This window comes from Ruegeria sp. BC8, assembly GCF_056535705.1.
The window spans coordinates 1,276,081-1,289,741 of record NZ_JBQFIV010000001.1 but is presented as its reverse complement, the minus strand read 5'-3'; the positions used below and the strand labels follow the sequence as shown (position 1 = coordinate 1,289,741).

Genomic DNA, 13,661 nt, shown 5'->3' with positions numbered 1-13,661 from the left:
CTGTTACCGGATCACAAAACCCGGTCAAATGCTTCGAGCAATTGGTCGATCTCGTTTCGCGAGGTGTAGTGGGTGAAACTTACCCGTAGAACACCTTGCTCCAGATCGACACCCATGGCGGTCAGCGGGCGAACCGCATAAAAATCGCCACCGCCGGCCATGATACCGTGTTTGGACAGATCAGCCGCCACGCTTTCGGCGTTGCGGTTGACGGCCAAGGCCACGGTCGGAGCCCGGCGTTCGGCATCGGATGGGCCGATCAGGCGCACCGCATTGCGATCCTTGAGCGCGTCCAGAACCGGCTGCAGAAGCTCAACTTCGTGCGCACGCATCAGGTCGTGGACAAAAGCACCACGCGCAGAAGCCCCCGAAGATGGGCCGCCGTGGTGGTCGCAGAGTTGTTCGACATAGTCGGCCATGCCGGCGCTGGCGGCAATCTGAGCGTGGTCCGGGCCGGCCGGTGTGAACCGCTTGTACAGCACGTCTCCGTTGAAGAAATGCCCCTGATTGGGCAGCAGCTCGCCCAGCGTGCGCCGGATCACCATGCAGCCCTGATGCGGTCCGTAGGTCTTGTAGGACGAGAACAGGTAGATATCCGGCCCAAGGTCCCCCACGTTCGGGAAGCCGTGCGGTGCGTAGGACACACCATCCACGCAGACAAATGCCCCGGCCGCATGCGCGATCGCCGTGATTTCGGTGACCGGGTTGATCTCGGCGATCACGTTGGAACAGTGGGGAAAGCAAACCAGCCGCACCTTGTCGTCCAGCAGATTTTCCAGATCGGACGGATTCAACGAACCGGTTTCCGGGTCGATTTCCCATTCGCGAACCTCGATGCCGTCCTCGGCAAGGCGCCGCCAGGGCCCCGAGTTGGCTTCATGGTCCTGGTTGGTTACCACGATCGCTTCACCCGGTTTCATCCACTGCCGAAAGGCCTGCGCCAGTACGTAGGTGTTCTGCGTGGTCGAAGGGCCAAAGCTGAGTTCGTCGGTGTCCACGCCCAGCAGAGCCGCCATCCGGACACGTGCCTCATCCATCTCTTCGCCCGCCAGACGGCTGGCCTCGTAGGGCGCATATGGCTGTACCTTGCGCTGGGTATAGAAGCGGGTCAGCCGATCCAGAACGGGTTTGCAGGTATAGGAGCCGCCCGCGTTCTCAAAAAATGCCTGCCCTTTCAGGCTGGGTTCGGAAAAAGCCGGAAACTGCGCCCGAACGAAGTCAATATCCAGAGTGCCCATCGCACAATCCTTCTGTTGTCATGCCCAATGTTCCGAAGTTCCGCCCGCGCATGACACCGGACAACTCCGATACATGGCAGGTCTTCCAGCCAGCCACGGGTATCGCCGCGGCAGTTCGGCCGCCCGCACGAGGATGACGGGACCAAACGCCGTCAGTTAGCCCGGCCAACCCCGCGCGGTCAAGCCGGGCGTCTGATGCCAGCTTCTGTCATCAGCACATGCCAAACTCACGGCACTCAAGACAAGAGAGGTTTCAGATGAGTTATCTTCCAAAGGATTTTCTGGTGTGGGGCGAACTGCCTGTTTCCGACTTGGACAAGGCGGTAGAATTCTATGCCCACGCCACAGGGGCAGAACTTGCGGTCGACACATCCGGCCCGAACCCCATGGCCATGTTCCGCCCCGCTGACCCGGCAACGGGCGTTGCCTTGCATCTGTATCCGGGAAAGCCAGCAAAAGATGGTACCGGCCCGACCCTTCATCTGGCCGCAAAGGGCACGGCTGAAGAGATCATGGCCAGGGTCAAGGTTGCCGGAGGTCAGGTTGTCTCGGATCCGATCCAAATCCCGGCCGGTCGGTTCTTCTATGCGGTCGATCCCGATGGCAATTCGGTCGGCTTCTTCGAAGGCAGTCCGAAATAAATGAAAGGCCCCGGTGATGTAACCGGGGCCCACTGTCAGTGGCGGTACGCTCAGTTGCGTCGGCGTTCGTTCACCAGACCGATGAAGATGGACACGCACATCAAGACCAGCACGATCGCAAAGGGAAAGCCGGTGGCAATGGCCGCGGCCTGCAATGCGCCGAGCCCACCGCCCAGTAGCAGTACGACCGCGATGGCCCCTTCCAGCACGCACCAAAATACGCGCTGAGCCGTCGGAGCATCGGTCTTGCCGCCTGCCGTGATGGTGTCGATCACCAGCGAACCCGAATCCGAGCTTGTGACGAAGAACACAACCACCAGAACGATACCGACGAACGACAGCAGTCCAGCCATCGGGAAAGCCTCGAACATCTTGAACATCTTCAGTTCCAGCGCCGCATCGGACAGAGCCTGCCCATTGCCGGACATGACCTGATCCAGAGCAGCTCCGCCGAAAACGCTCATCCAAAGGGCGCCGACCAGCGTCGGGATCAGGATGACACACGTCACGAACTCGCGGATCGTGCGCCCGCGCGAGATTCGTGCGATGAACATGCCGACGAACGGTGACCAGGAGATCCACCAAGCCCAGTAGAAGGTGGTCCAGCCCTGCATGAAGTTCGTGTCTTCGCGACCGATCCAATTGGACAGGCCCGGCAGCGCGACGACATATTCGATCATGCTGTCGAAGAACCCGGTCAGGATCGCCATGGTCGGCCCCACGATCAGGACCAGCAACAAAAGCAGCGCCGCCAGCACCATGTTGGCCTCGGACAGGCGTTTGACCCCCTTGTCCAGTCCGGCGATCACCGAAATCAGGGCGAAGACCGTGATCAAGCCGATCAGCAGCACTTTCATCCCGTCTGTCACCGGGACATCAAACAGATAGTTCAAACCGGCCAGCGCCTGTGTCGCCCCCAGGCCGAGCGAGGTTGCCAGGCCGAAGATGGTCGCAAAGACCGCAAGCACATCGATGACATGCCCCAGCGGGCCCCAAGTGGCCTCGCCGAACAGCGGGTAAAAGACCGAACGCATCGTCAGGGGCAGCCCGCGATTGAAGCTGAAGAATGCCAACGCCAGTGCAACGACCGCATAGATCGCCCAAGGGTGCATGCCCCAATGAAAGATCGTGGCTGCCATCGCCAGCTTCCGCGATGCGTCGGGATCCTCCAGCCCGGCGCCCAACGGAGCCCAGTCGGTGCGCAGGCCGTCCTCTCCCACGGCGACACCGCCAAGTGATGCGCCATAGTGCGAGATCGGCTCGGCCACGCCCCAGAAAACAAGCCCGATCCCCATGCCAGCGGCGAACAGCATCGAGAACCAACCCGCATAGCTGTAGTCCGGTTTCGCATCGTCGCCGCCCAACCTGATCTTGCCCAGCGGCGTCACGATCAATAGCAACGAAAACACAACGAAGATGTTGGCCGAAAGCATGAAAACCCAGTCGAACTGGTTGGTCAGCGCGGGGCGCAACCAGCCGAAGAAATCGGCAGCCTGCTCGCGGAAAACCAACGAAAAGAAGACGAAGGCGATGATGGTCAGGCCAGACACGGCAAAAACCGGATTATGAATATCCAGCCCCATGATCTGGATATTGTCCTGGCCGACCTCGTAGTCGGCATCTGAATTGTCGGACATTCTCTCTCCTCTCATTTTAATGCGCTTTTGATCGGGGAAAGATCGCTTTTTCGGTCTGACGCCAGAGACTTTCCGGCGGGCAAAAGCGACACGCATACCGGTCACACCGAGCATTTTCAGCAGACCGGACGGCGTTGGGTTACCGAACGTCCGAACCGAGTCGGGCGCCAGGCAAACTAGTGTGGGCTGTTGGGTCGGGTCTTTGGCTAGCCTTGAACCTTGGTATAGGTTCCCTCGCCTGCCAGGATTCCGCGGAACCCGCCGGGCTCGTCCAGTCCGAATACGATCAGCGGCAGATTGTTGTCGCGCGCCAGAGCGATAGCCGAAGCATCCATGACCTTCAAACGCTTGGCGAGAACGTCGTCATAGGTCACCGAGTCATAGCGGACAGCGTCCGAATGTGCCTTGGGGTCCTTGTCGTAGACGCCGTCGACCCCGTTCTTGCCCATGAAGATGGCCTCGCAGGTCATTTCGTTGGCACGCAACGTCGCTGCGGTATCTGTGGTGAAGTACGGGTTGCCGGTTCCAGCCGCAAAGATGCACACCCGTTTCTTTTCCAAGTGGCGCACAGCGCGGCGGCGAATATAGGGCTCGCACACCTCGTCCATGCGGATGGCCGAGATCACCCGGGTGAAGACACCCAGGCCCTCAAGCGCGGATTGCATGGCCAGCGCGTTCATCACGGTCGCCAACATGCCCATGTAGTCGGCCGTGGTCCGTTCCATCCCTTGGGCCGAACCGGACAGGCCGCGAAAGATATTCCCTCCGCCGATGACCATGCAGATCTCGACCCCGAGATCATGCACCGACTTCACCTCCTGCGCGATGCGCTGGACAGTCGGCGGATGCAGCCCGAATCCCTGATCCCCCATCAGCGCCTCGCCCGAGATTTTCAACATGACGCGTTTGTACGTTGTCTTTGGGGTTTCGGCGGTTGTGTTGGTGGAAGAAAGGCTCATCTTGCGCTCCGGGCTGGCACGGGTTTGTTTTCCGGCGCAAAATGAAGCAAAACCACCGCGGGTTCAATGCGGATGGTCAAGGAACAGGGCAAACACTCATGGCTGAAAACACAGCGCGCAATTTGCTGAACAGTCTGCCGCCCATTCCCGACGATCTGCCGGTCCTCATCATGGGGCCGACCGCATCGGGCAAATCAGCCCTTGCGCTGGAGATTGCCGAACACGTGGGCGGGATCATCGTCAATGCGGATGCCAGCCAGGTTTATGACTGCTGGCGCATCATTTCCGCCCGACCCTCGATCGACGAAGAAGCTCGGGCTCCACACGCTCTCTATGGCCATGTCGCTTTTGATCAAGACTATTCGGCCGGCCACTGGCTGCGCGAGGTGCGGACTTTTTTGTCAGGGCCGCCGCGTCCGATCATCGTGGGCGGAACGGGTCTCTACTTTTCGACGCTGACGGAAGGTATGGCAGACATCCCGGCAACGCCGCCCGAGTTGCGCAAGACTGCGGACGCAATTCCCCTGCCCGAGCTTCTGGCCGGGATTGATCCAAGGACACGGGACCGGATCGACACGCGCAACCGCGCCCGTGTGCAACGGGCCTGGGAGGTCGAGCAAGCCACGGGCCGGACCCTGGCGGATTGGCAGGACGACACGCCGCCACCGCTGCTGCCACTGGATCAAGCGTTTCCGATCGTCGTGACTCCCGAGCGAGACTGGCTGATCACGCGCATCAATTCGCGCTTTGACCAGATGTTGCAGGCGGGTGCCCTGGACGAAGTTGCGGCGATGCGCGACAGGTACGACCCGAACCTGCCCTCGTGCAAGGCCATCGGAGTACCTGAGTTGATGGCCCACATCGAGGGGCGGATGACCTTGGCCGATGCCCGCGAAAGAGCAACGATTGCGACACGCCAATACGCCAAACGCCAGCGCACGTGGTGCCGTGCCCGGATGAAGCAATGGCATAACGTCGATCCGAGCCAAGGCTGAGTGAATCACTGATATCGCGCCAGGACTTCGTCCGAAGTCTTTTATTTTCAGTCACATAAGGGGTTTTCGGCCGAAACCCTTCGGAAAAGGGAATCACAAGTTCCAGAATTAGACTTGCCGATAGCAGCCCGGGCGACCACGGCTCAGGTTTCTCTGCAAATGTCGTTTTTGTGCACTTGATGACGATTTCGAACATTGACCTAAATTGGAATCTGGTGCCGAATGAACCCATGGGGATGCACAGAATTCAAAAAACTACATCCAAAATGACCTTGCTCGGCGCTGTCTGGCTTCGACGGGGACCAACAAATACCCATAATAATCTCACAGGGAGACATCCATGAAAACCAAGACATTGACCGGAGCACCGATGCACTGGGCTGCCGAAATGCACGCCCAGGAATATCGGGACGGCAAGCTGAGCCGCCGCGAGTTTCTGACGCGCACGACCAGCCTTGGTGTCACTGCCGCGGCCGCCTACGGCATGGTCGGCCTGACCGCACCCGCCAAGGCGGCGGGCGAAGACGCCAAGAAAGAAGGTGGCACCCTGCGCGTTCAGCAGGAAGTTCGCGCGCTGAAGGATCCGCGCACCTATGACTGGTCGCAGATCGCCAACGTCACCCGAGGCACGCTGGAATACCTGGTCGAGTACAACTCGGACGGCACATTCCGCGGCATGCTGCTGGAGGGCTGGGAAGTCAACGACGATGCGACCGTCTACACGCTGAAGGTCCGTCAGGGCGTCAAGTGGAACAACGGTGACGATTTCACCGCCGAAGACGTGGCACGCAACATCGCGCGCTGGTGCGACAAGAGCTCGGAAACGAACTCGATGGCGGGCCGTTTTGCCACGCTGGTCGACGCAGATACCGGCCAGGCAATCGAAGGCGCGATCGAGGTTGTGGACTCGCACACCGTCAAGCTGAACCTGCCGAACTCGGACATCTCGTTGATCCCGGGCATGGCAGACTATCCGGCCGCGATCATCCACAGCTCGTTCAGCGAAACGGACCTGACAAACAACGTGGGCACCGGCCCCTACCTGATCGAAGAGCTGGAAGTGGGTGTGAAAGCCGCGCTTGTTCGCAACGAAAACCACACTTGGTGGGGCGAAGCCGTATTCGGTCGTCCGGCCCTGGATCGCATTGAGTACATCGACTACGGCACCGATCCGTCGGCATGGCTGGCGGCTCTGGAATCGGACGAAGTCGACATGCTGTATGAATCGGTTGGTGAATTCATCGACGTGATGGACAGCCTGGGCTACGTGAAGTCCGAGGTTGTCACGATGAACACCATCGTGGTCCGCCCGAACCAGCTTGCGGAAGTGGACGGCAAGAAGGTCTATGCCGACAAACGCGTGCGTCAGGCGCTGCAGATGGCCGTGGACAACTCGGTCTGCCTCGAGCTTGGCTACGGAGGTCGCGGCTCGCCTGCAGAAAACCACCACGTCGGCCCGATCCACCCGGATTACTACGAACTGCCGCCGCAGAAAGTTGACCCGGAAGGCGCGCGCAAGCTGATGGAAGAGGCCGGTATGGCCGATTTCGAACACGAGCTGATCTCGATCGACGACGACTGGCGCCGCAACACCACCGATGCCGTGGCAGCCCAGCTGCGCGACGCGGGCATCAAGGTCAAGCGGACGGTTCTGCCGGGCAACACGTTCTGGAACGACTGGGCGAAATACCCCTACAGCTCGACCAACTGGAACCACCGTCCGCTGGGCGTTCAGATCTGGGCACTGGCATACCGCACCGGCGAGGCTTGGAACGAGTTCGGCTGGTCCAATGCCGAGTTTGACGCCCTGCTGACCGAAGCTCTGGCCATTGCCGATGCCGACAAGCGCCGCGAAATCGTGGCCAAGGGCGAAGCAATGATCCAGGAAGAAGGCGTAACCATCCAGCCCTATTGGCGGTCGCTGTACCGTCACATGAAGGACGGTCTGGTCGGAACCGACATGCATGTGTCGTTCGAACACCATCACTACAAATGGGGTTGGGCGGCCTGATCCCGACCTGAACCTTTCAAGGGGCGCCCGAATGCGGGCGCCCCTTTCCAGCCGCAGACACACCGACGCGGGGTCGGACGTCCGAGGCCAGAAAATGGTCCACTGATCTGCGGAGAACCCGAACAACAGGGGCCAACATGGGACTCTTCATCCTTCGACGATTGGGCGTGATGCTGTTGACGGCACTCTGCCTGACCTTCGTGGTCTTCTTCCTGACCAACCTCTATCCAAACCTGGAAAAACTGGCCAAGACGCAGGGCAACCAGCGTATGTCCGATGAACAGGTCGTCACCTGGCTTGAGAACCGCGGATACATGCAGCCCACGCTGGTCAAATACGGCCAATGGCTGGGGGTGGTGCCCGGTTTCACCAACACGCTACCGGATGGTCAGTTCGTGGGAAGTTGCACTCGTCCCGGCTCTACTCCGGAAACGACACCGCGCTATTGCGGCATTCTTCAGGGCGACTGGGGCTATTCCACCGTCTTCAAGGACGAGGTCGGAACGATCGTCAGCAAGCGGCTGGGCAACACCGGCTACCTGATGTTCTGGGTGCTGGTGCTGATGATCCCGACCGCCCTATTGGTTGGTGTGCTGGCCGGCATGCGCGAGGGATCTGCGTTGGACCGGTCCCTGTCCACGTTTTCGATCATCACGACGGCCACGCCGGAATACGTGTCGGGCGTGATCTTCATCGCCATCTTCACCTCTTCCACCGTGGGTCTGAAATGGTTCAAGGGCACGGCCACACAGGCCATGGAAAACCCGACTTTCGAGAATTTCTTCCTGCCGGTCCTGACAATTGCCCTTTACGGCATGGGCTACATTGCGCGGATGACCCGAGCCTCGATGACCGAGGTGATGACCGCGCAATACATTCGGACCGCGCGCCTGAAAGGTGTGTCCTTCGGGAATATCGTTCTGAAGCACGCCCTGCGCAACGCGCTGATCGCGCCCTTCACGGTCATCATGCTGCAGTTCCCTTGGTTGCTGAACGGCGTCGTGATCGTCGAGACCCTGTTCAACTACAAAGGTTTTGGCTGGGCGCTGGTGCAGGCCGCGGGGAACAACGACATCCAGCTTCTGCTGGCGATCTCGGTCGTGTCGGTCTTCGTGGTGCTCGTGACGCAGCTGATCTCGGATATCGGCTATGTCTACCTCAACCCGCGCATCCGCATTTCATAAGGGAGGATAGACCATGGAACCTCTGAGCTGGACTGGCTCTATCGCCTTTCTGAACCCGATCATGATGATCGCCCTGGCTGCGCTGGTCGTATCCGTCGTTGTCTGGATCCTGGCAAGCATTCTGCTGCCCGAGACGCAAGTCAGCGTGAATGCGGATGGCACCGTCAGTTCGGGCGGCGGCCTCAGGAACCTGACGCAATCCGCGCTGTGGTATTCTTTCCTGGCCAGCATCGCGACGGTGGTCGCCTACCTGCTGCTGGGAATATTCCTGGGCACTGGGGCCGGGATTATCGGCGCGATCTCGCAGCAATTTCTGCCGGTCTGGCTGTCGCTGATCATTCTTTTCGCGATGTCGGTTGCCTTCAAACGGCGCCTTGGCCTGTACGGCAAGCTTTTCGACAGCCCGATCGGCATGATCGGTTTTGGACTGGTCATGTTCTGGGTTTTCACCGGCATCTTCGGGGCTTTGGACCTGATCGTGACACATGATCCGTTGGTCCAGGTTTCCGGCATGAAGAACAAGGTGCCCGGCACCCCCCTGCCCAATGCCGAGGACGGTGAGTTCGCCTGGTACCTGCTGGGCGGCGACAACCTTGCCCGGGACGTATTCAGCCGCATGGTCAAGGGGGCGTGGATCGTCGTACAGATTGCTCCGCTGGCCACGATGTTTGCCTTCATGGTCGGGATCACGCTGGGCTTGCCCGCCGGGTATTATGGCGGGCGGCTGGACACGTTTCTGTCGTTCCTCGCCAATCTGATCCTGGCGTTCCCGGTCATCCTGCTGTTCTACCTGCTGGTCACACCGGAAATCGTCGCGACCGGCGTGCCGAACTATATGGCCGCAGTCCTGTTCGTGTTCCCGATTCTCTTCATCGGTGTCCTTCTGAATTCGCGCTACTACACCCGGCCGAAATTCCGTACGCCGCTGCTGATCGGCGTCTTGGGTATCGCGATCTGGCTGTACCTGTCGCTGATCTCGACCGGGGGATACGTCATCCGCACGGACGACTACAGCATCTGGGGTCTGCCGACCTATCTGGATCTGTTCGACATTCCGGGCGGCATCCTGGTCGTGTTCGTTTCGGTTGTCTTCGTCAACTCGCCCACAGTGTTCCGCATCGTGCGCGGCTTGGCCATGGACATCAAGACACGCGATTACGTGGCCGCGGCGCAGACGCGCGGCGAAGGCCCCTGGTACATCATGCTTTGGGAAATCCTGCCCAACGCCCGCGGGCCGCTGATCGTCGATTTCTGCCTGCGCATCGGCTACACGACCATCCTCTTGGGGACCTTGGGGTTCTTTGGACTGGGCCTGCCGCCGGAAAGCCCGGATTGGGGGTCCACGATCAACGAAGGACGCAAGCTGCTGTCGATCTACCTGCACCCTGCACTGCCGCCGGCACTGGCGCTGTTGTCACTGGTTCTGGGATTGAACCTGCTGGCGGATGGCCTGCGAGAAGAAAGCCTGAAGGACTGATGTGAAAGCGGCCGGGGGACTGCCCCCGGCCCCCACCAGGATATTTTTAGCCAGATGAAGGGGATCCCCCGAGTGCTGGCGAGGAGCAAGCAAGATGAACAAACTGGCGGATTATAACGGGCCGATCCTCGAAATCGACAAGCTCTCGATTTCGTTCTTTACCCGCTTGCGGGAAATACCGGCCGTTATGGATTTTTCGGTCAGTGTGCAGCCCGGCGAGGCTGTCGGGTTGGTCGGTGAATCCGGCTGCGGCAAGTCGACGGTCGCCCTGGGTGTCATGCAGGACCTTGGCAAGAATGGTCGGATCGTTGGCGGCTCGATCAAATTCAAGGGCCGTGACCTTAGCGAAATGAGCAAGGAAGAACTTCGGGACATTCGCGGCAATGAGATCGCGATGATCTATCAAGAGCCGATGGCTTCTTTGAACCCGGCGATGAAGATCGGCAAACAGCTGATGGAAGTGCCGATGATCCATGAAGGGGTCAGCAAAGAAGAGGCCTATGCCCGCGCTCTGGAAGTGGTGACGGATGTGCGCCTGCCGGACCCCGAGCGGATGCTGAACAGCTTTCCGCATCAGCTGTCCGGTGGCCAGCAGCAGCGCATCGTGATCGCGATGGCCCTGATGTCCAAGCCGTCGCTTCTGATCCTGGACGAACCGACAACCGCGCTGGACGTGACGGTCGAAGCCGCAGTGGTGGAACTGGTCAAGGATCTGGGCAAGAAATACGGCACATCGATGCTGTTCATTTCGCACAATCTGGGCCTGGTTCTAGAGACCTGTGACCGCTTGTGCGTGATGTATTCCGGCGAGGCGGTCGAACGTGGCTCGATCCACGATGTCTTTGACGAGATGCAGCACCCCTATACCCAAGCGCTGTTCCGCTCGATCCCCCTGCCCGGCGCGGACAAGAATTCGCGCCCGCTGGTTGCTATCCCCGGCAACTTCCCGTTGCCGCACGAACGCCCACCCGGCTGCAATTTCGGCCCGCGTTGTGACTATTTCGAGGAAGGGCGCTGTGACGCGCAGGACATTCAGATGTTCCCGGTCCCCGGCAATGACCGCCACCATACGCGCTGCTTGAAGTTCCAGGAAATCGACTGGAACGCGCCCATCACGGTTGCAGAGCAAAAAGAAAAAGCGCCGATCGGCAAGACCGTTCTGAAAATGGACAACCTCAAGAAATACTACGAGGTGGCCGCAAACGCTCTGTTCGGTGGGGGCGAAAAGAAAGTGGTCAAGGCCAACGAAACCCTCAGCTTCGACGCACATGAATCGGAAACGCTGGCGATCGTTGGCGAGTCCGGCTGCGGCAAATCCACGTTTGCCAAGGTCCTCATGGGATTGGAGACGGCGACCGACGGGCAGATACTGCTGGACAACCGCAATATCGAGCATTTGCCGATCGAAGAACGGGATGCCAAGACCGTCGGCGAAGTTCAGATGGTCTTTCAAAATCCGTTCGATACGCTGAACCCGTCGATGACGGTCGGACGTCAGATCATCCGCGCGCTGGAAATCTTCGGCGTCGGAAACTCGGAAGCCGAACGCAAGCAACGGATGCTCGAGTTGCTGGACTTGGTGAAGCTTCCGCGCGCGTTTGCCGACCGTATGCCGCGCCAACTGTCAGGCGGCCAGAAACAGCGCGTCGGGATAGCCCGTGCCTTTGCCGGGGACGCCCGGATCGTCGTCGCGGACGAGCCGGTCTCGGCATTGGATGTGTCGGTGCAGGCAGCTGTGACCGATCTGTTGATGGAGATCCAGCGCGAACACAAGACGACACTGCTGTTCATCAGCCACGACCTGTCGATCGTGCGCTACCTCAGCGACCGCGTCATGGTGATGTATCTGGGCCACGTGGTCGAACTGGGCACGACCGATCAAGTCTTCTCGCCGCCCTATCACCCCTATACCGAGGCGCTGCTGAGCGCGGTTCCCATCGCCGATACCTCGGTCGAAAAGAAACACATCGTCCTTGAGGGCGACATTCCTTCGGCGATGAACCCGCCGCCCGGATGTCCGTTCCAAACCCGGTGCCGGTGGAAGTCCGAGGTTGCGGGCGGATTGTGCGAAAAAGAGGTTCCGCCGGTCCAGACGCTGGCTGACGGACACCAGGTCAAGTGTCATCTGTCCACCGAAACACTGGCGAAGATGGAACCGGTTATCAAAATAGCGGCTGAGTGATCGCCCAAAGAAAAACCGGCCTTGGGCCGGTTTTTTGAGCAGCTATTGTATCAGCCGCCCCAGATGACTTTGACGTAATTCTGCGTCTCGGCATAGGGCGGCACGCCCCCATGCTTTTCCACCGCTTGCGGGCCGGCGTTGTAAGCTGCCAGCGCGAGGCGCCAGGACTTGAATTTGTGGTATTGCCACGAAAGATACCGCGCACCGCCTTCAAGGTTTTGCTTCGGGTCATGCGGGTTCACGTTCAGCAGCCTGGCGGTTTGGGGCATCAGCTGCGCGAGGCCCAAAGCGCCCTTGTGCGACTTGGCGTGAGGGTTCCAACCGCTTTCCTGTTGAACCAGACGCAGGAACAGTTCTTCCGGGACGTTGTGCTTGCGCGCTGCCTGGCGCGCCATGGCAAGGTATTCACCACGGTACTTGCCGGAATAGCGCTTTTTGAAACTGCCGTCCGGCGTCTTCGGTTTCAGCCGTTCAGAGTCGCGATACTGGCTGGCGGCCCGCGTGTCCAATATCTTGGCCTGCTTCAAAAAGATATCTTTGCGATTCTTGGTCGACAGCACATCTGCGCTCAGCGGCGTCGACGCCAGAACGAGGCATGCAATTGAAAAACCACTTAACAGACAACGCATTCAAGCAATCCCGCTCGTTCAGCAATCATTCGGATTATAGGTATTTCAGGCAGAAATGAAAGCTTGGTTAAGGAAACACTGATTTTCCGGGTGGCATTCCGGGCATCAACCGTGTTCCAACCCGGGCGCAGGACGTATAGGGTTTCAGGTGAACTCAGCGTCAGATTCGGGCGCCATCAAGCTAGTCAAAAAACGGGGAAATCCATGGCAGGTTCAGTCAACAAAGTCATTCTGGTCGGCAATCTCGGGCGCGATCCCGAAGTGCGGTCGTTTCAGAACGGTGGCAAGGTCTGCAACCTACGGATCGCGACCTCGGAGAACTGGAAAGACCGCAATACCGGTGAACGCCGCGAACGGACCGAGTGGCACACAGTCGCTATTTTTTCCGAACCGCTCGTCCGCATCGCCGAGCAGTATTTGCGCAAAGGGTCAAAGGTCTACATCGAGGGCCAACTGGAAACGCGCAAGTGGCAGGATCAGTCCGGACAGGATCGCTATTCCACCGAAGTCGTTCTGCGCCCTTACCGCGGTGAACTGACCCTGTTGGACAGTCGCAATGAGGGCGGCGGATACGGTGGCGGCCAAAGCAGCGGTTACGGAGGAGGCCAGGACAGCGGCGGATACTCCGAGCCCTACGCCGCACAGTCCAGCGCACCGGCACCGGCATCAGGCGGCATCGACGACGACGAAATCCCGTTCTAATCTCCA

Annotated in this window: 11 protein-coding genes; 7 read left to right on the top strand and 4 right to left on the bottom strand. The window is 59.7% G+C overall.

Annotation, left to right across the window (positions count from 1 at the left end; all coding sequences use genetic code 11):
- Positions 1-11: 11 nt before the first annotated feature.
- A complete protein-coding gene (locus ACR3EK_RS06530) occupies positions 12-1,238 on the bottom strand; it encodes an aminotransferase class V-fold PLP-dependent enzyme (protein WP_170366983.1) in 1,227 nt (408 codons plus the stop codon).
- A gap of 257 nt (positions 1,239-1,495) precedes the next feature.
- Here ACR3EK_RS06530 and ACR3EK_RS06525 point away from each other — a divergent pair, with 257 nt between their 5' ends.
- The gene (locus ACR3EK_RS06525; protein ID WP_170363618.1) at positions 1,496-1,879 is read left to right on the top strand and encodes a VOC family protein; all 384 of its coding nucleotides are present in this window, start codon (positions 1,496-1,498) and stop codon (positions 1,877-1,879) included.
- 50 nt (positions 1,880-1,929) lie between these two features.
- Here ACR3EK_RS06525 and ACR3EK_RS06520 read toward each other — a convergent pair whose 3' ends face one another.
- Positions 1,930-3,516 (bottom strand): BCCT family transporter, encoded by a 1,587-nt coding sequence (locus tag ACR3EK_RS06520; protein WP_480632979.1) that lies wholly within the window; start codon positions 3,514-3,516, stop codon positions 1,930-1,932.
- A gap of 206 nt (positions 3,517-3,722) precedes the next feature.
- On the bottom strand, positions 3,723-4,475 hold the full coding sequence (gene pyrH / locus ACR3EK_RS06515) for a UMP kinase (protein WP_170338945.1): 753 nt from the start codon (positions 4,473-4,475) through the stop codon (positions 3,723-3,725).
- A 98-nt stretch (positions 4,476-4,573) separates the two neighbouring features.
- On the opposite strand from pyrH, the gene miaA reads away from it, so the two are divergent.
- The 5 genes from miaA to ACR3EK_RS06490 all read left to right on the top strand — a co-directional run bounded on the left by miaA (position 4,574) and on the right by ACR3EK_RS06490 (position 12,324).
- Positions 4,574-5,470, top strand: coding sequence for a tRNA (adenosine(37)-N6)-dimethylallyltransferase MiaA (gene miaA, locus ACR3EK_RS06510; protein WP_480632978.1), 897 nt, complete (start codon positions 4,574-4,576; stop codon positions 5,468-5,470).
- A gap of 340 nt (positions 5,471-5,810) precedes the next feature.
- Entirely contained in the window at positions 5,811-7,481 is a 1,671-nt protein-coding gene (locus tag ACR3EK_RS06505; RefSeq protein WP_170338949.1) for an ABC transporter substrate-binding protein, read from the top strand.
- Between the two features lie 137 nt (positions 7,482-7,618).
- Complete coding sequence (locus ACR3EK_RS06500) at positions 7,619-8,665, top strand: ABC transporter permease (RefSeq protein WP_170339518.1); 1,047 nt, start codon at positions 7,619-7,621, stop codon at positions 8,663-8,665.
- 13 nt (positions 8,666-8,678) lie between these two features.
- A complete protein-coding gene (locus tag ACR3EK_RS06495; RefSeq protein WP_170366979.1) occupies positions 8,679-10,142 on the top strand; it encodes an ABC transporter permease in 1,464 nt (487 codons plus the stop codon).
- 94 nt (positions 10,143-10,236) lie between these two features.
- Entirely contained in the window at positions 10,237-12,324 is a 2,088-nt protein-coding gene (locus ACR3EK_RS06490) for a dipeptide ABC transporter ATP-binding protein (RefSeq protein ID WP_480632977.1), read from the top strand.
- 50 nt (positions 12,325-12,374) lie between these two features.
- On the opposite strand, the gene ACR3EK_RS06485 is transcribed toward ACR3EK_RS06490, so the two are convergent.
- The gene (locus ACR3EK_RS06485) at positions 12,375-12,953 is read right to left on the bottom strand and encodes a lytic transglycosylase domain-containing protein (protein WP_480632976.1); all 579 of its coding nucleotides are present in this window, start codon (positions 12,951-12,953) and stop codon (positions 12,375-12,377) included.
- Between the two features lie 204 nt (positions 12,954-13,157).
- On the opposite strand from ACR3EK_RS06485, the gene ssb reads away from it, so the two are divergent.
- Positions 13,158-13,655 carry a single-stranded DNA-binding protein gene (ssb, locus tag ACR3EK_RS06480; RefSeq protein ID WP_170338954.1) on the top strand — a complete coding sequence of 166 codons (498 nt, stop codon included), beginning with the start codon at positions 13,158-13,160 and terminating at the stop codon, positions 13,653-13,655.
- The last annotated feature ends 6 nt before the right edge of the window (positions 13,656-13,661 follow it).